The organism is Streptomyces sp. CB02058, from assembly GCF_001905505.1.
Classification (GTDB): domain Bacteria; phylum Actinomycetota; class Actinomycetes; order Streptomycetales; family Streptomycetaceae; genus Streptomyces.
Window position 1 is genome coordinate 909,019 of the sequence record NZ_LIPG01000004.1, and the last position, 24,432, is coordinate 933,450.

19 protein-coding genes and 1 pseudogene are annotated in these 24,432 nt (G+C 71.8%); 10 read left to right on the plus strand and 10 right to left on the minus strand.

The genetic code is table 11. The features are described from left to right. Nucleotides 1-104: 104 nt before the first annotated feature. From AMK10_RS24570 to AMK10_RS24580, 3 genes are read right to left on the minus strand one after another with little or no spacing between them, the layout of a single operon-like run. Nucleotides 105-539: a hypothetical protein gene (locus AMK10_RS24570; RefSeq protein ID WP_073750051.1), complete on the minus strand. Its 435-nt coding sequence runs from the start codon at nucleotides 537-539 to the stop codon at nucleotides 105-107. A 58-nt stretch (nucleotides 540-597) separates the two neighbouring features. Next, entirely contained in the window at nucleotides 598-1,335 is a 738-nt protein-coding gene (locus AMK10_RS24575) for an ABC transporter permease (protein WP_198959783.1), read from the minus strand. A gap of 11 nt (nucleotides 1,336-1,346) precedes the next feature. Next, nucleotides 1,347-2,282: an ATP-binding cassette domain-containing protein gene (locus AMK10_RS24580; protein WP_073750053.1), complete on the minus strand. Its 936-nt coding sequence runs from the start codon at nucleotides 2,280-2,282 to the stop codon at nucleotides 1,347-1,349. A gap of 108 nt (nucleotides 2,283-2,390) precedes the next feature. Between AMK10_RS24580 and AMK10_RS24585 the strand changes: the two genes are divergently transcribed. From AMK10_RS24585 to AMK10_RS24595, 3 genes are all read left to right on the plus strand, one after another. After that, nucleotides 2,391-3,563, plus strand: coding sequence for a sensor histidine kinase (locus tag AMK10_RS24585; RefSeq protein ID WP_073750194.1), 1,173 nt, complete (start codon nucleotides 2,391-2,393; stop codon nucleotides 3,561-3,563). Nucleotides 3,564-3,567: 4 nt separating this feature from the next. Then, entirely contained in the window at nucleotides 3,568-4,218 is a 651-nt protein-coding gene (locus tag AMK10_RS24590) for a response regulator (RefSeq protein WP_073750054.1), read from the plus strand. A 130-nt stretch (nucleotides 4,219-4,348) separates the two neighbouring features. Next, nucleotides 4,349-5,506, plus strand: a complete 1,158-nt coding sequence (locus AMK10_RS24595; RefSeq protein WP_073750055.1) for an ROK family transcriptional regulator — start codon at nucleotides 4,349-4,351, stop codon at nucleotides 5,504-5,506. Between the two features lie 374 nt (nucleotides 5,507-5,880). On the opposite strand, the gene AMK10_RS24600 is transcribed toward AMK10_RS24595, so the two are convergent. Both AMK10_RS24600 and sigJ read right to left on the minus strand, forming a co-directional pair. Then, complete coding sequence (locus AMK10_RS24600) at nucleotides 5,881-6,648, minus strand: GntR family transcriptional regulator (RefSeq protein ID WP_073750056.1); 768 nt, start codon at nucleotides 6,646-6,648, stop codon at nucleotides 5,881-5,883. Nucleotides 6,649-7,334: 686 nt separating this feature from the next. Next, on the minus strand, nucleotides 7,335-8,351 hold the full coding sequence (gene sigJ / locus AMK10_RS24605) for an RNA polymerase sigma factor SigJ (RefSeq protein ID WP_079180854.1): 1,017 nt from the start codon (nucleotides 8,349-8,351) through the stop codon (nucleotides 7,335-7,337). Nucleotides 8,352-8,518: 167 nt separating this feature from the next. Between sigJ and AMK10_RS24610 the strand changes: the two genes are divergently transcribed. Next, complete coding sequence (locus AMK10_RS24610) at nucleotides 8,519-9,349, plus strand: alpha/beta fold hydrolase (protein WP_073750057.1); 831 nt, start codon at nucleotides 8,519-8,521, stop codon at nucleotides 9,347-9,349. Between the two features lie 480 nt (nucleotides 9,350-9,829). Here AMK10_RS24610 and AMK10_RS38750 read toward each other — a convergent pair. Beyond that, nucleotides 9,830-10,243 (minus strand): annotated as a pseudogene (locus tag AMK10_RS38750) (EamA family transporter); the annotation flags it as partial. 47 nt (nucleotides 10,244-10,290) lie between these two features. Here AMK10_RS38750 and pdxR point away from each other — a divergent pair. The 3 genes from pdxR (at nucleotide 10,291) to AMK10_RS24630 (ending at nucleotide 15,142) form a co-directional block, all read left to right on the plus strand. Then, on the plus strand, nucleotides 10,291-11,754 hold the full coding sequence (gene pdxR, locus AMK10_RS24620; protein ID WP_073750059.1) for a MocR-like pyridoxine biosynthesis transcription factor PdxR: 1,464 nt from the start codon (nucleotides 10,291-10,293) through the stop codon (nucleotides 11,752-11,754). Nucleotides 11,755-11,895: 141 nt separating this feature from the next. Beyond that, the gene (locus AMK10_RS24625; protein WP_073750060.1) at nucleotides 11,896-13,476 is read left to right on the plus strand and encodes an alkaline phosphatase D family protein; all 1,581 of its coding nucleotides are present in this window, start codon (nucleotides 11,896-11,898) and stop codon (nucleotides 13,474-13,476) included. A gap of 226 nt (nucleotides 13,477-13,702) precedes the next feature. Then, a complete protein-coding gene (locus AMK10_RS24630) occupies nucleotides 13,703-15,142 on the plus strand; it encodes a GNAT family N-acetyltransferase (protein WP_241839657.1) in 1,440 nt (479 codons plus the stop codon). On the opposite strand, the gene AMK10_RS24635 is transcribed toward AMK10_RS24630, so the two are convergent. After that, nucleotides 15,033-16,292, minus strand: a complete 1,260-nt coding sequence (locus AMK10_RS24635) for a trans-sulfuration enzyme family protein (protein WP_073750062.1) — start codon at nucleotides 16,290-16,292, stop codon at nucleotides 15,033-15,035. The two genes, AMK10_RS24630 and AMK10_RS24635, sit on opposite strands and share 110 nt — an antisense overlap. 59 nt (nucleotides 16,293-16,351) lie before the next feature. On the opposite strand from AMK10_RS24635, the gene AMK10_RS24640 reads away from it, so the two are divergent. Next, nucleotides 16,352-16,882, plus strand: a complete 531-nt coding sequence (locus AMK10_RS24640; RefSeq protein WP_073750063.1) for an Lrp/AsnC family transcriptional regulator — start codon at nucleotides 16,352-16,354, stop codon at nucleotides 16,880-16,882. A gap of 92 nt (nucleotides 16,883-16,974) precedes the next feature. Beyond that, nucleotides 16,975-18,660: a DUF885 domain-containing protein gene (locus AMK10_RS24645; RefSeq protein WP_073750064.1), complete on the plus strand. Its 1,686-nt coding sequence runs from the start codon at nucleotides 16,975-16,977 to the stop codon at nucleotides 18,658-18,660. Nucleotides 18,661-18,859: 199 nt separating this feature from the next. Here AMK10_RS24645 and AMK10_RS24650 read toward each other — a convergent pair whose 3' ends face one another. The 3 genes from AMK10_RS24650 to AMK10_RS24660 form a co-directional block, all read right to left on the minus strand. Continuing rightward, the gene (locus tag AMK10_RS24650) at nucleotides 18,860-21,937 is read right to left on the minus strand and encodes an AAA family ATPase (RefSeq protein WP_073750065.1); all 3,078 of its coding nucleotides are present in this window, start codon (nucleotides 21,935-21,937) and stop codon (nucleotides 18,860-18,862) included. After that, a complete protein-coding gene (locus AMK10_RS24655) occupies nucleotides 21,934-23,103 on the minus strand; it encodes an exonuclease SbcCD subunit D (protein ID WP_073750066.1) in 1,170 nt (389 codons plus the stop codon). The genes AMK10_RS24650 and AMK10_RS24655 overlap by 4 nt, the downstream gene beginning before the upstream one ends. Nucleotides 23,104-23,235: 132 nt before the next feature. Further along, complete coding sequence (locus AMK10_RS24660; RefSeq protein WP_073750067.1) at nucleotides 23,236-23,871, minus strand: YigZ family protein; 636 nt, start codon at nucleotides 23,869-23,871, stop codon at nucleotides 23,236-23,238. A gap of 82 nt (nucleotides 23,872-23,953) precedes the next feature. Here AMK10_RS24660 and AMK10_RS24665 point away from each other — a divergent pair, with 82 nt between their 5' ends. Next, on the plus strand, nucleotides 23,954-24,370 hold the full coding sequence (locus tag AMK10_RS24665) for a CoA-binding protein (protein WP_073750068.1): 417 nt from the start codon (nucleotides 23,954-23,956) through the stop codon (nucleotides 24,368-24,370). The last annotated feature ends 62 nt before the right edge of the window (nucleotides 24,371-24,432 follow it).

The following is a 24,432-nucleotide window of genomic DNA, read 5'->3' on the forward strand; positions in this document are numbered from 1 at the left end:
GCGCCGGGCGGAAACCTGGCGCTCGGGAGCGTGCGCCGGGCGGAAACCTGGCGCTCGGGAGCGTGGCGGTCCGGAACGTGCCGGGGCACGAGCGTGCCGGTCGCTCAGGGAGGGTCGACCACGGTGACCAGGACGCTCAGTTCACATCCCGGCCCTTCGTCCTCCAGGTAGAGCACCAGGGCGAGCCACCGGTCCTGTGCACGCCACAACTGGAGGTACTCGCAGCTCGCGACCGGCTCGGCCCAGGGTTCGGATATCACCTCCCCTGCCATCAGTCGCTCCTGCGCGCTCCACAAACTGACGACCTGCGGTTCGCCCCAGCGCAGAGTGAGCAGCGTGACGAGGGCGTCGTGCTCGGCCAGGCATTGCGCCCGGTGCTCGATGTGGTCTGCTTCGTCCCCCTCCTGGCCGTCCCCGCCGAGGAGTGATGCCGTGTGATAGCCAGGTCCGCTGACTCCCGAGCCTGACGGAACGCGCGCCGTCGGAAAGTCTCTGGTGCGCATCCCGTCGATGAGGCGGAGGTGGTGTGCGGTGGTCATACCGTCAGTAAACCCTCTCGCACTGACACATGGCTCTCAGGCGGGCCCAGGCCGTACCTCAGGCATCCCGTCGGTTCAGGGTCCACCAGCCGGCGAACAGCGCGATCCCTGCCCATCCGGCGGTGACGGCCAGGCCCGCCCACGGCCCGAGGCTCCCCTGTTGGTGCCCGTGGAGCACCAACTGTCCCGCACGGTCGGGGAGATACTGAGCTAGGTCTCCCGCGACGTCTCCGACCACGAAGGAAACGATCAGGATGAAGGGGATGAGCAGGCTGAGTACGGCAACCGCGCTGCGCAGCACCGCTGTCAGCCCGGCTGCCAAGAGAGCCATCAGCGCCAGATAGACACCGCCGCCGAACGCCGCTCGCAGCGCTCCGGGGTCTCCCAGGCCGATCGCGTACGCACCCATGAACATCTGCCCCATCAGAAACGCTGCGAAGCTGGTGACCAGGCCCGCGGTGAGGGCGAGGCCGCCGATCACCGACATCTTGGCCGCGTAGAAGAGGCTTCGGTTCGGGACAGCCGCGAGCGATATCCGCAGCGCGCCGTTGAGGAACTCCGTCGACACCGCGGTCGCCCCGAAGGCGATGGCAGCGATCTGGCCGAAGTTGAGCGCGTAGAAGGCGGAGAACAACGGATCGTTGCCCTCGTCAGCCGCCTCCGCCTGACCCACCGTCGCGAACGCGAGCACGGTGATGGCAATCGTGGCGGCGAAAACCGCTATCAGAGATCCCGACACCGTCGGCACCGATCTGATCTTGATCCATTCGGAGCGCAGTACTGCCGAAGTCGACATGGTCACGGCGTTCAGGCCTCCTTGCGGGCGATCGAGGGCGAGGCTGCGGCGAAAGGGGTCTCGCTCGCGGTCAGGTCGAGGTATGCCTCCTCCAGGCTCGCTCGCACAACGGCGAGCTCGAGCAGCGGAATGCCTTCGCGTGCTGCCGTGGCACCGATCTCCTCCGCCGTCGCCCCCTCCACGGTCAGACGCCCGTCATCACCCTGCACTGGCGCATACCCCTTGTGGATCAGGGCTTCACGGAGCCGGGGAGAGTCCGCGGTACGGAGCTGCACAGCGGGCCGGCTGCGGGAGTCGAGGAATTCCCGCATCGGCAGATCGGCGAGGAGCCGGCCTCTTCCGAGGACGATCAGGTGGTCCGCGAAGGATGAGGTCTCGTTCATCAGGTGACTGGAAACGAGAACGGTCCGGCCTTCTCGAGCCAGAGTCCGCAGCAACTCGCGGATCCAGACGATGCCTTCCGGGTCCAGCCCGTTCGAGGGTTCGTCGAGCATGACCACCTCGGGATCACCGAGCAGCGCCGCCGCGATACCGAGCCTCTGCCGCATGCCGAGTGAGAACGTCTTGATACGGCGCTTTCCGACGGCCGCGAGCCCCGTCGTCTCGAGCACCTCGTCAACCCTCCGGCCGGCTATGCCGTTACTCGTGGCGAGAGCCAGCAAGTGATCGCGGGCGATGCGCGCCCCGTGCGCCGCTCCGGCGTCGAGGAGAACGCCGACCTTGCGCAGGGGATTGTCCAGTGAGGCGTAGGGCAGTCCGGCAATCGTCGCCGTCCCGGCCGTGGGTCTGTCCAGGCCGAGCACGAGTCGCATGGTGGTGGACTTGCCCGCGCCATTGGGGCCCAGGAACCCCGTGACGCGGCCGGGCCTCACGCTGAACGTGAGCCGGTCCACGGCACGTGTGGGCCCGTAATTCTTGGTGAGTTCACGCACGTCGATGCTGGTCATGTCCCAAGCCTCGCCTCCGGCCCCGTCCTCCGGCCTCCCCCGACCGAGGGGATCATCTCCCTCGCTAGGGGGAGCCGCTCTCCGCCGGGCGCTGACACGATGGCGGACATGCGCCACTTTCTCGGACCGCTGGCCGCTCCCGTCACATACAGCCGCTGGCTGCATCTGCTCATTCCGTCCGCGGTCGTCAGCGTGTGGCTGTTCATTTCCATGGACACCCCGTGGATGCCCTTCGTCTTCGCCGTGCCTGCCGGGCTCCTGCCCGCGATACGGCTCGTCGAGGGAGTACAGGCACAACTGCTCCTCACCCCCGCCGAGCGGGGCCGCACGGACGCCTCGATCTCCGTCGCGCCTGCCACCACATGGGCGGAGCGCTGGCGGACCGTGGCCTGGCTCGAGGTCCGGCTGTTGCTCGCGGCCGCGGCCGGCTTCGCCACCGTCTGGCTGCCCGCGACGACGTTCGACCTCGTCTGCGCCTCGTTCGGGGCGAGACCCAGCCTGCACTGGCTGACCGGTCACATCGAGGCCCAATGGCTGTGCGCCCTGCTCGCGCCCTTGCCGATCCTCATATTGCTCGGGCTGATCGTCCTGTGCGGAGAAGTGGCCACGGCCGCGGCCAGGGGGCTGTTGGGTCCTTCACCGACCGAGCGGCTGACCGCCCTGGAGGAGCGCACGGAGCAGTTGCTGGAGCGCAATCGGATCGCCCGCGAGCTTCATGATTCGATCGGGCATGCGCTGACGGTCGCGGTGGTGCAGGCAGGGGCCGCCCGGACCGCCGGCGATCCGGAGTTCACCGACCGGGCGCTCGCCGCCATCGAGGAGACGGGGCGCAACGCACTGGACGATCTCGAACGCGTCCTGCGGGTGTTGCGGGAATCTGATCTTCCCGTCAGCGGTCGCCCGACTCTTGCCGAAGCAGACAAGCTGCTGGACTCGGCTCGCGGCTCCGGGGTGAAGATCGAGATGGAGCTGACGGGCCCACTGGAGCTCGTGCCCGGCTCTGTGTCCCGCGAGGGCTACCGGATTCTGCAGGAGTCGCTCACCAACGTGCTACGTCACGCGGGCGCCGTTCCCGTACGGGTGAGGATCGTCGTGGTGGAGGATCGCCTGGAGCTGGAGGTTGCCAACCCCCTCGCCGGATCGCCGCGCGGCCCGGGCGGCGGGAGCGGGCTGAGGGGCATACGTGAGCGGGCGGCGCTGCTGGGAGGCCGAGCGATAACCGGCCCGCACGAAGGAGAATGGAGGGTGAGGGTGAGCCTCCCGCTGGACCACATACGCTGACGGGATGCCGGTTACCGTACTCCTGGTCGACGACGAACCCCTGGTGCGCGCGGGGCTGCGCGCGGTCCTGGAGGCTCAGGCCGACATCGAAGTGGTGGGTGAGGCCGCCGACGGTGCGGCAGTGATCCCGCTGGTGCGCCAACTGCGGCCCGATGTCGTGGCGATGGATGTGCGCATGCCTCTGATGGACGGCATCGAGGCGACCCGGGCCGTGCTGCGCACCGTCACTGATCCGCCGAAGATCCTGGTGGTGACCACATTCGAGAACGACGAGTACGTGTACGAGGCGCTGCGCGCGGGTGCGGACGGGTTCCTGCTCAAGCGGGCCCGGCCTGCGGAGATCGTGAACGCGGTGCGACTGGTGGCGGAGGGCGAGTCACTGCTGTTTCCCGCCGCTGTCCGGCAGCTCGCCGCGGACTACGGGACGAGCAAGGCGCGGGCGGTTCTGGACCGCGCCGCACTTACCGAGCGAGAGTCGGTGGTGCTCCGCCTGATGGCGCGGGGCTTGTCCAACGCGGAGATCGCCACCAAGCTCACGGTAGGCGTCGAGACGGTGAAGACACATGTCAGCGCGGTGCTCGCGAAATTGGGTGCCAGAGATCGCACGCAGGCGGTGATCGCCGCTTACGAGTCCGGCTTCGTGGCTCCCCGCTGAACAGAGGACGAGCCCTGCCTGTGCCCGGCGCGCGACCGGCTCCGTTTGTCTCTCTCCGGGGGCGGCTCGCCGCCGTCGGGGGCAGCGAGTACGATCCGGCAGACACGCGCACGACCTGGGAGGACACACGGTGAGCCGGCTGACCGGTGGGGACCCGTCTCTGCTTCGGCGGATCAATTCCGCTGTGGTGCTGCACGCCCTGCGTGGAGCGGATTCCCCCACGCTCACGGACCTGACCCGGATCACAGGTCTGTCGCGTCCCACGGTCGAGGGAGTTGTCGAGGGGCTTTTCAGCGCGGGCCTGGTGGTCGAGGCCGAGCCCGACGAGAGCGGAACCCGGCGCCAGGGCCGCCCCGCGAGGCGGTTCAGGTTCAGGGCAGAGGCCGGGTATCTGCTGGGGATCGAGATCGGCCCTCACCGGGTCTCCGCGCTGCTCTCCGGGCTGGACGGCCGGATCATCGGTGCAGGCTCGCGCGATGTCTCCGAGACGGCATGCGCGGACGACAGGCTCGACCAGGTCAGAGGCATGATCGCCGATGTCCTGCGCCGGACCGGGGTGCAGCGGAGCAGTCTGAGGGCGGTCGGGGTGGGCAGCCCGGGCATCGTCGAGGCCGACGGGACCGTGCGGCTGGCCACGGCACTGCCGGACTGGACCGGCCTCGCGCTCGGCGAGAGGCTGCGGCGTTCCTTCCGGTGTCCCGTCCTCGTCGAGAACGACGCCAACGCCGCCGCCGTGGCCGAGCACTGGAAGGGGGCGGCCACCGAGTCCGACGACATCGTCTTCGTCCTGGCCGGCCTGAGCCCGGGGGCGGGCTCGCTGATCGGCGGGCGGCTGCACCGGGGGTTCGGCGGCGCGGCAGGGGAAATAGGCGCGCTCCATCTGCTGGGTCGCGATGTCACGCCCGAGCACCTTCTGTCCACGACGGACACCCCGCTCGACCCGCTGGACGAGCACGCGGTCGCCGCGGTGTTCGCCAAGGCCAAGCACGGTGACGCCGGTGCGCAGGCAGCCGTCGCACGGTTCATCCAGCGGCTGGTGCACGATGTCGCGGCCCTGGTTCTGGCGCTCGATCCGGAGATCGTGGTGGTCGGCGGCTGGGCCGCCGGGCTGGACGGTGTCCTCGATCCGCTCCGAGACGAGCTCGCCCGCTATTGCCTGCGTCCGCCACGGGTCACCCTGTCACTCCTCGGCGAGGCGGCCGTCGCCACGGGGGCGCTGCGGCTCGCACTGGACCACGTGGAGGAACAGCTCTTCGCCGTGGAAGGCTCAGTGACCGCCCGCCGCTGAGGCACCGGCCCGAGCGGACGGCAGACCCGAGCAAAGGCAGTACCGCCCTGAACCGCCGACGACACCGACCCGCGGGGACGACGGTGCCGACCCGCGCCAGACGCACCGTGGCGGCACTCATCGAGCACCGTGGCGGCACTGATCGAGCACCGTGGCGGCACTGATCGAGCACCGTGGCCGCGCGCGCCGACGGCCATGGCTGCCTGAGCCGAAATCGGTTGCGGCCCGCCGCTGTCAGCGACGGGCCGCGAAAGAGACGAGCCCGGACCGGAACGCTCCGAGGAGCAGGGCCGAGCCGCTGGCCTCAAGGTCCGGGCAGCAGCAGAGCGGAGGGCAGGAAAGCCCGAAGCCCTGCGCGTGGCGGGAGCCGGGCGTCAGGACGCCTTGCGCTCCTGCTCCTCGTGGCTGATCTCCAGTGCTCCGGAGTCCCCGAACGTGAGACGGCAGGTATCGGCCCGGTAGGTGGCGACGGAGACGGCCACCGTTCCGGCGGCGGCGAAGTACCGCGTCGTGACGACGAGGACCGGGGCACCCGGAAGCCGGTCGAGCTCCTTCGCGTCGTCCACGCGGGCGGAGCCGAGTTCCACCGAGCGGTCCTGGCCGTCGAGACCGAGGCGGTGCAGCTCCCGCAGGACGCTCCGGGCCCTGGCCGGTCCGGACGGCGCTGCTATCGCGGAGAGTTCGGGCACGGACGACTGCGGAACGTAGAGTAGTTCCGCCGCGACGGTCTGGCCGTGGGTGGCCTGGATACGGCGCACCACGTGCACGGGCGCCTCGGCGTCCATGTCGAGCACAGCGGCAACCGACGCGGGCGCGGTCGCGGTGGTGCACTCGACGGGCTGCCACGCCTCGTCTGAGTCGCCGCCCGCCCAGCCCTGCTGTGCGGTGGCGACAGCCACCCCGACCCGGGGCGGGGCCACGGTCGTGCCCACACCGCGGCGCCGCTGCAGCCTGCCTTCGAGTTCGAGCTGTTCGAGAGCCTGCCGGAGCGTGGCCCTGGCGACGCCGAAGCGCGCGGCGAGCTCCCGCTCGTTGGGCAGTACCTCTCCCACCGCGAAGTCCGAGTCGAGTGCCTCACTGAGCACGGTCTTGAGGTGCCAGTACTTCGGCTCCTGCACCGTTTCCAGCTGCGTGGTCCCCACCCTGTCCTCCGCAATCGCCCGGCGGCTTTTCCGCGACGTTATTTATTAAAGGTTCCTGCCTTATCGTTCAGACCTTAGGACGGTGCAGGACCTTGGTCAAGACCAATGCTCACCCCGTGACAGTGCGGGGCAGCCTCCTGCCGCAGAGCGTTCACGGGACGTTCGTACGACGGCGCACCCCCGCAACACGGCGTACCCCCACGACGTGGAGCTCCCCGATGACGCGATGCGCGTGCCCGGGGAGCTCAGCGGCAGGGTCGAACAGCGGGGCCGGCAAGGGACGCGAGAGGCGGCAAGAGCCTGGGAGGACCACGCCACACCCATTGGCTACCCGGCCGGGCCCGCCATGGCCTGTCCGTGTCCGGCGGATCATGTGATTAACAGGATCCAAGGGTGTCCGTTCCTCGGCGTTGTCCGGTGCGTCCTCTCGATCTTCTGGGAGGGCTCAGCAACCGCACCGTGCCCCAGCGGTCGGAACCCGCGGTGTGGCCGTGCGGGCTCCGGCCGCGTACGGGGAGCTCCGCAGGAGGTCGAGTCGACACCGGCCATGCCACGGTCCATCCGGCCGCCCAGGTCGGCGTGAGCCCGGACCGCCCGCAGTGGCGGATGCGGCTCCCCGAACGGCCACTCACGCCCCGTCAGATCTCCCCGGCCCACGACCTACTGACGAACGACCTGTCGGAACGTCACATGAACCGTCGGGCGAGCCCTGGTCGAGGCCGCCCCCCGACGTTGAGGCCGGCCCCGACGTCGAGGCCGCCGCCGACGTCGAGGCCGCCGCCGATGTCGACGCCAAGGTTGAGCTCAAGGTCGCCATCGATGTGCAGGGTGGCCAGTTTGTCAGGGTTCCGGTGGATGTAGACGCAGCGGATGACCCCATCACTGATCTCCGGCTGGAAGACCGCCGACACCGCCCCGTCCGCGAGGAACACGATGGCCGGGCCGCCGTTGATCTCACGGATCCGGACTTCCACACCCGTGGGCCAGTACCGCTCCTGCCCCACGGCGACGAGGAAGCGGCCGACCTTGTCCGCGGTCTCGATGATCCGCCGGGGCGCCTTCGCCTTGCCCCCGCTGTCACTGACCAGACGGACATCGGGCGCCAGCAGGGTCAGCAGCTCCTTCAGGTCCCCACCCGCCGCGGCGGAGAGGAAACGCTCGGTGAGATCGCGCCGCACTGTCGGATCCACGTCGTACCGCGGCTTGCGCTCCTCCACATGCCGCTTCGCCCGCCCGGCGAGCTGCCGCACCGCTGTCTCCGACCGGTCGAGCGTGGCACCGATCTCCGCGTACGGAAAGCCGAAGGCCTCGCGCAGGACGAAGACGGCGCGCTCCAGGGGAGAGAGGGTTTCGAGTACGACGAGCACGGCGAGCGAAACGGAGTCGGCCAGGACCGCCCGTTCCGCGGAGTCGGGGACGGCCTGGCCGAATTCGGTGACCACGGGATCCGGCAGCCAGGGCCCCACATACGCCTCGCGCCGGGACTTCAGATGGCGCAGCCGGTCGATGGCCAGACGCGTGGTGATCGTCACGAGAAAGGCGCGAGGCTCGCGCACATCCCCCCGACCCTCCGACGACCAGCGCAGCCATGCCTCCTGCACGACGTCCTCGGCGTCGGCGACACGTCCGAGCATGCGGTACGCCACCCCGGTGAGGACGGGCCGGTGTTCTTCGAAGAGATCGGTCACGGTGTCGGCAGTCACTCCCCCATCCCAGCCGATGCGCCTGAGGGCGTCCAGCGGGAATCGCGCTCACCTCGCCGCTGAAGAGCCGCGCACCCCTTGAACTGCAAGCTACCCGACGGTAATCATTGTTGACGGGCAGTCTCATTCCTGTCTGTCCGGCCCGCACGACCGTCCCGAGGAGCAGCATGACCACCACGGTCTCGTTCGCAGTCGACGCACCCGCCGGCCGCCGCGTCGTCGGTATGAGGTACGAACGCTCCGGGACCGGCGAGCCGTTGGTGCTGCTCCACGGCATCGGTCATCACCACCAGGCCTGGGAACCGGTCCTGCGCATCCTGGCCGCCGAGCGGGACGTCATAGCCGTCGACCTGCCCGGATTCGGCGCTTCGCCGGCGCTGCCCGACGGGCTCGCGTACGACGTACGGACCATGGTGCCGGTGCTCGGTTCGTTCTTCGACACGCTCGGCCTGGTGCGTCCGCATGTCGCCGGGAACTCCCTGGGGGGCCTGCTGGCACTGGAGTTGGGCAGGGAGAAGCTCGTACGGTCGGTGACGGCGCTCTCCCCCGCCGGGTTCTGGACCCCGGGCGAGCGCCGGTACGCCTTCGGTGTGCTGCGGGCGATGCGCGGAGCGGCCCTCGCGATGCCGATGCCTCTGATAGAGCAGCTGTCGAAGAGCGCGCCCGGCCGCACGGCACTGACGAGCACCATCTACGCCCGCCCCGGGCGCCGTTCACCCGATGCCGTCGTCGCGGAGACCGTCGCGCTCCGTACGGCGACCGGCTTCCATCAGACACTGACGGCGGGCCTCTCCGTCGCGTTCGCCGACGACGTGCCGGACGTACCCGTCACCGTCGCCTGGGGTACCAAGGACCGGCTGCTCCTGCGCCGCCAGGGCATCAGGGCGAAGCAGATCATCCCGGGCGCCCGCCTGGTACGCCTGCCGGACTGCGGCCACGTCCCGATGAACGACGACCCCGCCGCCGTCGCCCGGGTCATCCTCGACACGAGTCGTTGACGCGACCGGGCGGCCCCGCCGGAGCGCCCCCGACCCGAGCGCCACCCCCAGGCCCACCAGCAGGCTTCCCGCGCCCTGGCCCATGCCGTACGTCCCGGTTCCCACCAGGGGTGCGGTCATCGCGGCCGATACGGGGATCAGCCCGGAGAAGAGCGCGGCACGTTCGGCGCCGATGCGCCGCATCCCGCTGTACCAGCACACGAACCCGATCACGGTGACGACGGCCGCCTGCCACAGCAAGGCGATCGTCTCCGTAGGCGTGGGCACCCTCAGGAATCCACCCCCGTCGACGAGCACACCGAGCAATGCGGACTCCAGGGCCGCCACGGCGCACACCGCCGCCGACAGCAGCTTCGGACCGAGCGGGCGGAGCAGCGGCACCGCCAGGACCGCGAAGCAGACCTCACCCGCCAGCGCCCCCACCGAGTAGAGGATGCCCGGCAGGTCGGTGCGGCCCCAGCCCTGGACGGTGAAGGCTCCGGCCGCGACGAGTCCGGCCGCGTACAGGACGGCTCGGGACGGCCGACGCCCCTCGAGCGCGGGCACCAGCACGCCGACGACGATGGGCGCGCATCCGACGAGGACCCCTGGAACGGCTGGTTCCGCCGACCGTTCCGCCGCCAGGACGGCCAGGTTGAAGCCGACCATTCCGATCGCGGACAGGGCTGCCAGACGCCCCCACCGGCCCAGTGAGAGCTTCCGCAGCGCGCCCGGCCCATGGGCGCCGCGCCGGTCCAGGAAGGGCAGGAGCAGCAGGGCCGCGAGACCGTATCGCAGTGCCTGGCCGCCGGCGTACGGATAGTCGCCGAGGACGCTGTTGGCGGTGAAGGAGGCACCCACGAGGGTGCAGGCGAGGGCGGCGAGAAGGGCTCCGCGCAGGGAGGTTGAGTTCATGCGGGCGACGCTAGATTTCCTCGCGGTCCGGTTTAAGGTCCACTTCCATGACGTCTTCGGGGACCAATCCACCGTCCGGCCCGTCCTCGCCGCAGGGCCACCCGCCCGCGTCCGCGGCCTGGGAGCTGCTGCTCCCCGCCGTGGCCGCTCCTGCGCGTCAGCGGGGCCGGGCCCTGCAGTCGGCCTTGCGGGAGGCCGTGCGTTCCGGACGGCTGCCGGCCGGGACCCGGCTGCCCGCCAGCCGTGAGCTCGCCGCCGATCTCGGGGTCTCGCGCGGGCTGGTGACCGAGGCGTACGAGCAGCTGACCGCGGAGAGCTATCTGCGCACCGGCCGTGGCGCGGGCACCTGGGTCGGCGGTGCGGTGCGGCCCTCGGCGGGGAGTGCGCGGGATCTGTCACCGCGTGCGCCCGGCGCGCGGGTGGACTTCCGTCCGGGCACCCCGGATCTGTCACTGTTCCCGCGCAGCGCCTGGGCCGCCGCACACCGCGCGGCCCTGGACCGGCTGCCGCACAGCGCCCTCGGCTATCCCGATCCCCGCGGCCTGCCGGAGCTGCGCGTGGCCCTCGCCTCCCTGCTGGCCAGGCGTCGCGGTGTGGTGGCCGATCCTGAGCGGGTGGTGGTGTGTTCGGGCGTGGCCCAGGCGACGACGCTGCTCGGGTTCGTCCTGCGCGCGCAGGGTGCGGCCTCGGTCGGCGTCGAGGACCCCGGAAGCCCGGAGCACGCCTCGCTGTTCGCCTCCGCGGGGCTGACGACCGTACCTCTTCCGCTCGACGGCGAGGGGCTCGCGTTGGCGCCTCTTCTGCGCTCCGGCGTGCGCGCCGTCGTCACGACCCCGGCTCATCAGTTCCCCACCGGAATCGCCTACTCCGCCGAACGGCGCGGCGCGCTGCTCGACTGGGCCCGCGCCGCCTCGGGGGTGATCATGGAGGACGACTACGACGGCGACTTCCGTTACGACCGCGCGCCCGTCGGTGCCCTCCAGGGCCTGGACCCGGAGCACGTCGTGTACACCGGTTCGGTCAGCAAGTCCCTGGCGCCCGGTCTGCGGCTCGGCTGGCTGATCGCCCCCGCCGCCATGACCGACGAGATCGTGGCCCGCAAGCGCACGATGGACCTCGGCAACCCCTCGCTCGACCAGGCGGTCCTGGCGGACTTCGTCACCGGCGGCGGATACGACCGCCAGCTGCGCCGCTGCCAGCGCGCGTACCGGGAGCGCCGCGACGCCCTGACGGAGGCACTCGCCGACCACTTCCCGGGCACGGAGGTCAGCGGCATCGCCGCGGGCCTGCACATCATCGCCCGGCTCCCCGAACGGTACGGGCCCCGGACGGACATCCTGCGGCGGGCGGCCGGGGCCGGTGTCGCGCTGCGTCCACTGACCTCCTACGCGGCGGGCGGCGCCCAGGAGCACGACGACCGCACGATCCCCCTCATGCTCGGTTACGCGCATCTGGCCCCCGCGGTCATCACCAGGGGGGTCCGACTCCTGGCCGACGCGGTCCGGTCCTGAGGGCTGTGCCGTGGGCACGGCGCGACCGGTTGTTCATCTGCGGTTGGCGTGGCCGCTGCCGCCGGGGACTAGGTATGGGTCCGCAAGCCGCCTGTACGGAGCAGCCGTTCGGGCAGGCCCGCTCGCCCTGGAGGCGCATCGATGTCGAACCGTCCCCGCATCCCGGCCCCGGCCCGCCGCGCAGTCCTGCGCGGCTCGCTCCTCGCCTCGGCCGCCGTCGCCGTACCCGCGACGCTCGCGGCCGCGCCCGCCTTCGCGCTGTCGGGCCGGCCGAGCGCGTCCTGGGGCGTGCAGGTCGGTGATGTGACGGCGTCGTCCGCCCTGGTGTGGGTGCGTTCGGACCGCCCCGCCCGGATGGTGGTCGAGACGTCGGCGACCGAGTCCTTCCGCCGCGCACGCACCTGGCACGGCCCGCTGATCGGCTCCCTCACCGACTTCACCGGGACGACACCGCTGTACGGTCTGCCGGCCGGCGAGCGGGTGCACTACCGGGTGACGCTCCACGACCCGGACGACCCGCGCCGCACGGGCAAGCCGGTGTACGGCACCTTCCGCACGGCTCCTGCGACCCGCCGGGACGGGGTGCGGTTCCTGTGGTCCGGCGACATCGCGGGCCAGGGCTGGGGCATCAACCCCGACATCGGCGGCTACCGGGTCTACGACGAGATGCGCCGCCTGAACCCCGACTTCTTCCTGTGCAGCGGTGACACCATCTACGCGGACGGGGTGCTCGAACCCAGCGTGCCCCTGCCCGACGGGCGGGTGTGGCGCAACATCACGACGCCCGAGAAGTCGAAGGTGGCCGAGACCCTGGACGAGTACCGGGGGAACTTCCGGTACAACCTGCTCGACGACAACGTCCGGGCGTTCAACGCTCAGGTGCCCTCCATCGTGCAGTGGGACGACCACGAGGTGCGCAACAACTGGTACCCCGGGCAGATCCTCGACGACGTCCGGTACACGGAGAAGAACGTCGATCTGCTGGCGGCGCGTTCGATGCGGGCGTTCAGGGAGTACTTCCCCGTACCGACGCTCCAGGCGTCACCCCAGGAGAGGCGCATGCACCGCGTCGTGCGCCACGGTCCGCTGCTGGACGTGTTCGTTCTGGACATGCGGTCGTTCCGCAACGCCAACTCCCCCAACAGGCAGTCCGACGACACCACGGGCATCCTCGGCGCCGAGCAGCTGACCTGGCTCAAGCGTGAGCTCGCGCGGTCGCGGGCGGTGTGGAAGGTGATCGCTTCGGACATGCCGCTGGGGCTGGTGGTCCCGGACGGTGCCACGGACTTCGAGGCGGTCGCGCAGGGCGATCCGGGCGTGCCGCTGGGACGGGAGCTGCAGATCGCGGAACTCCTGCGGTACATCAAGCACCGGCGTATCACCGGCACCGTCTGGCTCACCGCGGACGTGCACTACACCTCGGCTCAGCACTACGCTCCCGAGCGCGCGGCGTTCAAGGACTTCGCGCCGTTCTGGGAGTTCGTGTCGGGGCCGCTCGCCGCGGGCGGGTTCCCGGCCAACGCGCTGGACGGCACCTTCGGACCGGAGCGTGTCTTCCTCCGGGCACCCGACCGGGCGAACGTGTCGCCCATGGAGTCGCCGCAGTTCTTCGGAGAGGTCGACATCGACGGCGGGAGCGGGGAACTGACGGTGCGGCTTCGGGCCCAGGGCGGCGCCGTCCTGTTCACCAAGGTGCTGCAGCCGGGGCGCACCGGGCAGTGACCGGAGGCCGGCCAGGGTTCCGGGCCGGGCGGTGGCCTGGCTCGCAGCCCTCGGTACGGCGGGCGGCGGAGCTCTCGGTACCGCGCGCGGCGGACCCTCACGGGAACGCGGGGCAGGGCCCCGCCCCCGGCGTGGAAAAGGTGCTGAAGGCGACCAGATCCACACGTAACCCATCAGTCACAATCCGTTCGTGATCAGGCAACACCGTTCGGTCACAGTAGGAGACATGACTGATGTGACATCCGCGAAGAGTGCCCGCCGTCCGCACCACTGGCGGCGGGACCTGATCGAGCTGGCCGCACTGTTCACGGCCGTGGCCGTGGCCGACGCGATCGCCAATCTGATCGGGCACCAGCCCGACGGGCCCTATCTCCTCGGAGCCTCGGCCGTGGCCCTGATCGCCACGGCCGCGTTCCACACATGGTGGGCACGCAGGCACAGCCACGCTCCGCCCCCGGATACCGGCGCCGGAGCGGATCCCGCGGTCGCCATCGCCGCCGTCACCGATTCCGACGCCGACGAGGTGTTCGAGACGGTGCTGTGGCGGATGCGGACGACCGTACGGGACACCCCCGGCACCCTGGCCGCCCTCTGCATCGCCCTCGCCCGCTACCGGATCGACATCCTGACCCTGCAGACCCACCCGCTGGCGGAGGGCACCGTCGACGAGTTCCTGCTGCGCGCCCCGGCGGCGCTGACGCCCCAGCAGCTGAGCCGGGAGATCTCCGCCGCCGGCGGTTCCTCGACCTGGATCGAGCGGGCGGATGCCCACGACCTGGTGGACACGCCCACCCGCGTCCTCGGCCTCGCGACCCGCACCGCGCTGGACGCCGCCGAGCTCCCGCTGGCGCTGCGCCAGCTGCTCGGCCGGTGCACCATCCACTCGCTCCCGGCCCTGTCGGTCACCGGCCGCCCCACCGGGGAGAGCGCGCCGGTGGAAGGTGTCCTGGAGGACACCGTGATGCGGCTGCGCGACCCCTCCGGCGGCGTGATCACCGTCGAGCGGCCGTACCTCCCGTTCACCCCGACCGAATTCGCCCGGGCCCGCGCCCTGGTCGAGCTCGACACCCGGCTCGGCCCGCGCGTCCCGCGCAGCGAGGACATCCTCACCCTGCCCGAGGGCAACGAGATCACCGTCCGCCGCGCGGACCGCTCCGACCTCGACGCCGCGCGTGCGATGCACGACCGCTGCTCCGAGCGCACGCTCGGCCTGCGCTACCACGGCCCGGTCCGGGACGCCGACCGCTATCTGGACCACCTGCTCAGCCCGCGCTTCGGCCGCACCCTCGCCGTGCAGACGGCCTCAGGACGGCTGGTGGCCCTCGGCCACCTGCTCTGGGACGGGGACGAGACCGAGGTGGCCCTGCTCGTCGAGGACGACTGGCAGCGCCGCGGCATCGGTTCCGAGCTCCTCGGCCGGCTGGTCGCCCTGGCCGTCGAGGCGGGCTGCGACAGCGTGTACGCGGTGACGCAGGCCCACAACACGGGGATGGTCGCCGCGATGCGGGCGCTGTCGCTGCCCCTCGACTACCAGATCGAGGAGGGCACCCTCGTCATCACCGCCCGGCTGACCCCGTCCGCGGCCCGGCCTGCGGCCGAGTCCGTGACACCGGCGGCACGGCCGCTCCCCCGGACCGGGCAGGCGGAACAGCAGGTTCGTCGCTGAGCGCCTGACACAGGTCGGCCCAGAGGTCCTCGACATCCTCCAGTCCGACCGACATGCGCAGCAGACGGTCGCCGACACCCGAGGCCCGCCGGTCTCCCTCAGCCACGATGCGGTGGCTGATGGAGGCCGGATGCTGGATGAGGGTGTCGACGCTGCCGAGGCTCACGGCGGGTGTGATCAGCCGGACCGCCGAGATGATCCTGTGGGGGTCCCCGAAGACCTCGAACGACACCATCGCGCCGCCCACCTCCGGGTAGTGGACCCGGGCGATGCGCGGGTCGGCGGAGAGCCTGCGGGCGAGTTCCGCCGCGGACGCCGAGGCCGCCCGGACCCGTACCGGCAGTGTCGACAGGCCGCGCAGCAGCAGATAGCCGGCCATCGGATGCAGGACGCCTCCGGTGGCGAACCGCACCTGCCGCAGCGTCGCCGCGAACTCCTCGTCGCAGGCGACGACACCGCCCATCACATCTCCGTGGCCTCCGAGGTACTTGGTGGCGCTGTGCAGCACGATCCTGGCTCCGTGCTCGGTCGGCCGCTGGAGCACGGGGGTGGCGAAGGTGTTGTCCACCAGCAGCGGCACCGAGCCGCAGGAGTGCGCCACGGCCCGGATGTCGATCTCGGCCAGCGTCGGGTTCGCGGGCGTCTCGACCATCACCAGGCCGGTGTCCGCCCTGATCGCGTCGGAGATCCCCGCCGGGTCCGTCCAGGTCACCTCGGTGCCCAGCAGCCCGGCGCCGAGGAGGTGATCGCTGCAGCCGTACAGCGGGCGCACCGCGACGACATGCCGCAGCCCCAGGCTCGCGCGGGCCAGCAGCACGGCGGTGAGCGCCGCCATTCCGCTGGCGAACGCGACCGCGCTCTCGGTGCCTTCGAGCCGGGCCAGTGCGGTCTCGAAGCGGGAGGTCGTCGGGTTGTCCAGCCGTGCGTAGACGGGCGGCCCGTCGGGCCTGGCCCCGGTGGTGGCGAAGACGTCGATGCGTTCGGCCTCTCCACGGGAGTCGTACGAGGGATAGGTGGTGGACAGATCGATGGGCGCGGCGTGCAGCCCGAGAGAGGCGAGATCGTCGCGTCCCGCGTGCACGGCTTCGGTGGCGAGCGCCCTGGACCGGAAGGGGACCGGGGATGTCGGCGATGAGGCTTCGGTGTCCATGTCACCAGCCTGAACATCATCCGGGCGAGTGTGCCCAGTGACCGTGTTACGTTCGCCGGATGTCTGAATCCGTCGCTCTCGATCCGGTCGATCTGCATATTCTGCGACTGCTGCAGAACGATGCCCGGACGACGTACCGGGAACTCGCCGCCGAAGTCGGGGTGGCCCCGTCCACCTGTCTGGACCGGGTGGCGCGGCTGCGCCGCTCGGGGGTGATCCTCGGGCACCGGCTGCGGCTCGATCCGGCCAGGATCGGACGAGGTCTGGAGGCGCTGCTTCTCGTGCAGGTCCGCCCGCACCGCAGGGAGCTGATCGGCCCGTTCGTCGAGCGGATCCGGGCGCTGCCGGAGTCCCGGGCGTTCTTCCACCTCACCGGGCCCGACGACTATCTGGTGCATGTGGCCGTGGCGGACCCCGCGGACCTTCAGCGCCTGGTGCTGGACGAGTTCACCTCCCGCCGCGAAGTGGCGCGGGTGGACACGCGGTTGATCTTCCAGCAGTGGGAGTGCGGTCCGCTGATGCCGCCCTCGCCAGGGGCACGGTCCGCCGGCGGCGCAGCCGGGACGTCCTCCGACTCCTCCGGGTCGTAGATGTATTGGTCACGAGCCTCGTCCGGATCATGGCTGCGTCCGAAGTCGGATTCCCCGTGACGCGAGGGCCTCCGCCGTACGAGGATGTCCACATGTCAGACACTTCGAGCAGCTCACTGCCGCGCCAGGTCGCCGACGCGTACGTCGACGCAATCATCGAACTCGACCCGATCACCGGTACCTATCTCGGTGTCGCGGAAAGCTCCCGCCGGCTGCCCGATTTCTCGCCCACCGGTCAGGCCGCGTCGGCCGAACTCATCCGCCGCACCCTCGCCGAACTAGACGTCGCCGAGCAGGTGCCGGGGGCGGAGACCGAGGAGGAGCGGCGCTGCGCACGGCTCCTCCGGGAACGCCTGACGGCCGAACTCGCCGTCCACGAGGCCGAGGAGGGCCTCCGGGCCGTTTCCAACATCCACTCCCCCGCCCACAGTGTCCGTGATGTGTTCACGGCCACCCCTACCTCCACCGAGGAGGACTGGGCCGCTGTCGCGGAGCGCCTGCGGGCCGTTCCTGGCGCGCTGGAGGGGTACCGCTCCTCGCTCGCGCTCGGTCTGGAGCGCAAGCTGTACGCCGGCCCGCGCCCGACCGCCACGTTCATCGGGCAGCTGGGCGCCTGGGCCGGACAGGACGGCCCGGGCTTCTTCCAGGACTTCGTGGCCGACGGCCCGGACTCGCTGCGCGAGGAGCTGGACGAGGCAGCGGGCCAGGCCGCCGCGAGCCTGGTCGTCCTGCGGGACTGGATGCGGGACGTGTACGCCCCCGCGATCGAGGGCGCTCCCGACACCGTGGGCCGTGAGCGCTACGCCCGCTGGGCACGCCAGTTCAACGGCACGGACCTGGATCTGGACGAGGCGTACGCGTACGGCTGGTCCGAGTACCACCGGCTGCTGGCCGAGATGAAGACCGAGGCGGACAAGATCCTCCCGGGCGCGGGGCCGTGGGAGGCGCTCGCCCATCTCGATGTCCACGGCAAGCACATCGAGGGCGTGGACGAGGTCCGGGTCTGGCTGCAGAGCCTCATGGACGAGGCGATCGAGGCGCTCGACGGGACCCACTTCGAACTCGCCGAGCGCGTGCGGAAGGTCGAGTCGCGGATCGCCCCGGCGGGAGGCGCCGCCGCTCCGTACTACACCGGTCCCTCGGAGGACTTCTCGCGGCCGGGCCGCACCTGGCTGCCCACGATGGGCGAGACCCGCTTCCCCGTGTACGACCTGGTGTCGACCTGGTACCACGAGGGCGTGCCGGGCCACCATCTCCAGATCGCCCAGTGGACGCATGTCGCCGAGAGCCTCTCGCGCTACCAGGCCTCGGTCGGCCAGGTCAGCGCCAACGCCGAGGGCTGGGCTCTCTACGCCGAGCGGCTCATGGACGAGCTGGGGTTCCTGCCCGACGCGGAGCGCCGCCTCGGCTATCTCGACGCACAGATGATGCGTGCCTGCCGGGTGATCGTCGACATCGGCATGCACCTGGAGCTGGAGATTCCCGCGGACTCGCCCTTCCACCCCGGTGAGCGGTGGACTCCGGATCTGGCGGAGGAGTTCTTCGGCAGCCACAGCGGCCGTCCCGCCGACTTCGTGGAGAGCGAGCTGACCCGCTATCTGTCGATGCCGGGGCAGGCGATCGGCTACAAGCTGGGCGAGCGTGCGTGGCTGCTGGGCCGGGAGAACGCCCGTAAGGCGCACGGTGACGCGTTCGACCTCAAGGCCTGGCACATGGCTGCCCTGTCCCAGGGCTCGCTGGGCCTGGACGACCTGGTGGACGAGCTGTCCCGGCTCTGATCCCCCGCCCTGGCCGGGGCCCTGGCGCGATCCTTGCGACCTGAGGACCCGGCAGCCCGAGGTCCTGGCGGTCCGGGGAAGAGGGGGCCGGTGATCGCTCGCCGGCCCCCTCTTCCGCCGTTTCCGTCACCACGGGAACGGCGGGGCCGAGGTGGCTGCCGCCGGGAAGCGGGCGGGACACCCCTCCCCCGCCGCCCGGTCAGCCGTTGAGCGCGCCCGCCACCCGGTGGCGCACCGCCGAGCCGTGGCGTTCCTTCACCACTTCGAGCTGGGCGGGGATGCGGCGGCGCAGGTCGGCCACGTGGCTGACGATCCCGACGCTGCGGTCGCGTTCGCGCAGCGAGTCCAGGACGTCGAGCACCTCGTCCAGGGTCTGGTCGTCGAGGCTCCCGAAGCCCTCGTCGATGAACAGCGTGTCCAGTCGTACGCCGCCCGCCTCGTCGGTCACCACATCGGCGAGGCCGAGTGCGAGGGCCAGCGAGGCGAAGAAGGTCTCACCGCCGGAGAGGGTGGCCGTGTCACGCTCCCGGCCCGTCCAGGAGTCGACGACGTGCAGCCCGAGCCCCGCCCTGCGGCCTCCGCTGCGCTCGTCGGAGTGGACCAGGGTGTAGCGGCCCGAGGACATCCGCTGGAGCCGGGCCGAGGCAGCCGCGGCCACCTGTTCGAGGCGGGCAGCCAGTACGTACGCCTCCAGCCTCATCTTCCGCTCGTTGTCGGCCGATGTGCCGGCGGTGAGCCCGGCGAGGCGGGCCACCCGGTCGTACTCCTGGCGCAGCGGCCCGAGCGCCCGTACGTCGTCCTCGGCCCGGCGGGAGAGCCGGTCGAGTTCGGCGCCGCGCTCCCGCGCCGCGGAGTGTGCGGCGGCACTGTCGCGCAGGAGCCTCACGGACAGCTCGTGGGCTTCCCGCGCGGCGTCCGGTGTCGCGGGCGGGCGGTCGGCCGCCGCCCTGGCGTCGTCCTCGGCAAGCCGGTCGGCGACCGCGGCGGCCTCCGTCTGCCAGGCATCGATCCGGTGCTGGAGCTCCCGCTGCGCGGTGTCGTCGAGCAGCTTCGCGGCGGCGGCCTCCGGGGTGTCGAACCCGGCCCGGAACGCGGCGTCCGCCAGCCTCCCGTCGGCCTCCTTGAGCCGCTCGGCGGCACGCTGTTCCTCCCGGAGGGCGTCCGCCGCCCCCGCGAGCAGCCCGATACGGCGCTCCAGCAGGGCGGCATGCTGAGCGACGGAGTCGCAGGCGCCCCGCGCCTTGGCCAGCTCGGTCTTTAGCGCGGACTGCTCACGGTCGAGCGCTTCCCGCTGCGAGGTGCGGGCGGCGGCGCGGCGCTCCGCCTGCTGCCGGTCGTCGAGCCGGCCCAGGTGCTCACGCTCGGCGGCGGCGAGGGCTTCCCTGGCCGCGTGTGTTCCGGCGGCCAGGCGGTGCGCGTCCCGGTGCTCGCGGGCCAGCCGGTCGGCGGACTCCTGGAGCTCGTCGACGGATACGAGGTAGCGGTCGTCCGGTACGGGAAGACCGCCCCCGGCCGCCGGCAGCGGCGCGCCCGTGTCATCCGGTTCCGCTGCCTCCGAACGTGCCGCGGCGAGGCGCTCACGCAGCACTCCGAGCTCGCCCTCGGCCTCGGTGCGCGCCAGGTCGGCACGCTGATGGGCGGCGAGGGCCGCCTCCTCGGTGGCCCGGTCCACGTGCCCGTCCTCGGCCCGGGCGGGCTCGGGGTGTTCGGCCGAACCGCACACGGTGCACGCCACTCCGTCGACGAGCCGGCCCGCGAGCTCCGCCGCGATCCCCCGCAGCCGCTGTTCCCGCAGCCCGAGCCACTTCTCGTGCGCGGCCACCGCACACTCCCTGGCAGCCGTGAGACAGGCCGCCGCCGTCTCCTCCTGCACGGAGAGGGCGTCGCGCCTGCGTGCCGCGTCCAGCCTCCTGCGCGCGGGGCCGAGCCGGCCGGCCAGCTGTTCCGCCCTGGTCGCCGCGTCCTGCGCGGTCTCGACGCGTTCCCTCAGGCTCCGGTGCGTCGCGTCCCAGGCGGCCAGCCAGGTCTCCGCCTCCTGGATCAGCTCGTCGTCGGCGCGCGACTGCCTCTCCAGACCGGCCCGTTCGGCGTCGATGTCCCTGCTGCGCTGCTCGGCCCGGCGCGCGGCGTCGAGTGCGCCCAGCTCGGCCCGGAGTCCGCGCTCCCGCTCGGCGAGCTGGTCGGAGCCCGCTTCGGTCAGGGCGGGCGGCAGCTCGGCCCGGGACCGCTCGCGGGCGGCCAGGGCCGTGCGATGGGCGCGTTCCGCCTCGTCCCGCAGCCCGAGCGCGGGGGCGACCAGATCCGCCTTGCGCGCGCGGGTCAACTGCTCGTGACAGCGGTCGCGCTCGGCGCGGCGTTCCTCCAGTCCGGCCGCGCGGCGACGGGTCTCCTCGTACCTCTGCTGGAGCCGGGCCAGTTCGGTCTCAGCTTCGAGTGCCTGGCGTGCGGCGGTGTTCCGGCCCTCCGCCTCGGCCAGGACGCACCGGGCGATGTCGAGCCGCTCGCGGGCACCGCTGCGCGCGACGGCGGCCCACCGCAGGATGCCCTCGGCGAGCCCTGGTTCGCCGGGGCGCTCCTCGGGCTGTGCCATCTCGTCCGCCGCGGGGCCGGCCGCCTGTGCGATGCGCTGGGCGAGGGCGAGGACCTGTTCGTCCGCCGTCCTCACCCGGGCCTCGGCCACGCGTCGGAGCTCGGCCAGGCGTTCCTCGACGGCCGCGAACCGGCGGGTGTCGAAGAGCCGGCCGAGCAGCTTGCCGCGTGCCTCCGCGTCCGCGCGCAGGAACCGCGCGAAGTCGCCCTGGGGCAGCAGCACCACCTGGCAGAACTGGTCACGGCTCATCCCGATGAGCCCGCCGATCTCCTCGCCGATCTCCTGGTGGGAGCGGCTGAGCGCCTTCCAGCCGTGCTCGGCGTCGTACTCGCGGAGCCAGCTCTGCGCCTTCTCGGTGGTGAAGCCGCCGCCCCTCTTCTTGGGCCGGGGCTGTGCGGGCCGTCTGGTGATCTCCAGCCGGCGCCCGCCGACGGTCAGCTCGAGGCACACCTCGGTCGGCAGGTCCACCGGGGCGTGGTCGCTGCGCAGCGAGGTACCGGGGCTCTGCCGGGCGCCGGGCACCGCGCCGTAGAGCCCGTAGCAGACGGCGTCGAGCACGGAGGTCTTGCCCGCGCCCGTCGGTCCGTGCAGGAGGAAGATCCCGGCGGAGGAGAGCGCGTCGAAGTCGACCTCCTGGGTCGCGCCGAAGGGTCCGAACGCGGTGAGGGCGAGCTTGTGCAGCCTCAACGGGACACCTCGCCGGTCACGTCGTCGACCCGTACGTCGTCGAAGGCGGCGCGCAGCACCGTCCGCTCCCGCGCGCTGGGGCCGCTTCCGCCGCGTACATGGGCCACGAAGTCCTCCGCGATCTGCTGGTCGTCACGGCCCCTGAGCCGCTGGGCGTACGAGGCGGAAGGGTCGTCCGGTGTGCGTTCGGGTTCGAAGACGAGGCTGAGGGTGTACGGAAAGCGTTCGAGCAGGCGGGCCATCGGCTCGTCGGGCCGTGCGGGGTCGGTGAGCGTGGCCTCGACCCAGGCGCCCCTGTGCCGGTCGAGCGCGGGATCCTCCAGGAGGGCCTCCAGGCGTCCCCTGAGCCGTGCGAGCGGGCGGGGCACCGGGCATTCCACGCGTTCGGCCACGAGGTCGCCGCCGGTGCCGAGGTCGATCAGCCACATCGTCTTGCGGTGCGTGTGCTCGGAGAAGGAGTACGCGAGCGGTGAGCCGGAGTAGCGCACGCGTTCCGTGACCGTCTGGCAGCCGTGCAGGTGGCCGAGCGCCACGTAGTCGACGCCGTCGAAGACTCCGGCGGGGACCGCGGCGACGCCTCCGACGGTGATGTCGCGTTCGCTGTCGCTGGGCTCTCCGCCCGCCACGAACGCATGGGCGAGGACCACCGAGCGTGTGCCGTCGGGCCGGGCGGCGAGATCGGCGCGTACCCGGTCCATGGCCGCGGTGAGGACGGCTTCGTGCCCCGCCTTCGAGGCGCCCAGGCTGTCCTTGACGAGGGCGGGTTCCAGATAGGGCAACCCGTAGAACGCCACGTCACCCCCTTCGGGGTCCGGCAGCAGGACCGGGGTGGCACAGTCGGCCGGGTCGGTCCGCAGATGGATGCCGGCCCGCGCGATGAGCCCCGCGCCGACCCCGAGCCTCCGGGCCGAGTCGTGGTTTCCGGAGATCATGACGGTCGGCACGCCGGCGGCGGCGAGCCGGTGCAGTGCGTCGTCGAACAGCTGGACGGCCGAGAGCGGCGGGACGGCCCGGTCGTAGACGTCACCCGCGACGACGACCACGTCGACCGACCGTGCCCGGACGGTCTCCACGAGGTGGTCGAGGTAGGCGGCCTGGGCGTCGAGCATCGGGACGCGGTGGAACGACCTCCCCAGATGCCAGTCCGAGGTGTGCAGAATCCTCACGACATCACTCCGACGGCTTCGACCCGCATGTTCCACTTCCTCCGCCCCCAGGACCCCACAGGTCCGGCACCCGCCCGCCCCGGAGATCCGCGGCGGACCCGACCACGCTAATGCCGTCCGGCCCCGGACCCCTCATCCGCCTCGGACGTCTCCGTACGCCTCGCCACCCAGTTCGAGCATCGCGGTGCCCGCCGTGGCGTCCGCCAGCCAGGCCCTGAAGCCGTCGACCCCGGCGTCCGGCAGCCCGATCCCGATGGTCACCGCCTCTGCGTACGACACCTCGCGCACGTCCACACCGGTGGCGCGCAGATCGTTCTCCAGCTTGCCCGCCCGCTGGTGGTCGACGGTGACGGTGGCCAGCCTGAACCGCCTGCGGGTGGTCGTGCCCAGCGCGTCCAACGCCTCCCCGACCGCTCCTCCGTACGCCCGGATCAGTCCGCCCGCGCCCAGCTTGACGCCGCCGAAGTAGCGCGTGACCACGGCGACGACGTACCGCGTCTCGCGGCGCATGAGCATCTGGAGCATGGGGACGCCCGCCGTCCCGCCGGGCTCCCCGTCGTCGCTCGCCTTCTGCACGGAGGCATCGGCGCCGATCACGTAGGCATAGCAGTTGTGGTTGGCGGTGGGGTGCTCCTTGCGGACGCGTGCGACGAACTCCTGCGCCTCCTGCTCGGTGGCGGCGGGGGCGAGCGCGCAGAGGAAGCGCGATCGGCTGACCTCTGTCTCGTGCACGCCCGCGCGGGCGACGGTGCGGTACTGCTCCTGCATCGGTCCACCCTATGCGCCCGTCCGCCCCGAGGATTCACCCTCCCGTGGGGAATGCGTCGGCCGGGCCGTCCGTTCTTCGGGCATGTACGCAGACGATGAGACGATCCGCAGGATTCTCCAGGACTCGGGCGACACCTGGGCGGTGGTCGGCCTGTCCGGCAACCGCTCCCGCGCGGCCTACGGGGTGGCGGGGCTCCTCAAGACCTTCGGCAAGAGGATCGTGCCGGTGCATCCCAAGGCGGAGACGGTCCACGGCGAGCAGGGCTACGCCTCCCTGGCGGACATACCCTTCCCCGTCGACGTGGTGGATGTGTTCGTCAACAGCGACCTCGCGGGAGGCGTGGCGGACGAGGCGGTGGCGGCCGGCGCGAAGGCGGTCTGGTTCCAGCTCGGGGTGATCGACGAAGAGGCGTACGGGCGCACACGCGCGGCGGGGCTCGACATGGTCATGGACCGTTGCCCGGCCATCGAGATACCCCGGCTCAAGCACCCCGCCTGAACGGCGTCTGCGGCTGAGGCGCCGCGCCAGGCCGGTGCCTTGGGCTGAACCGCGCGCCCGGG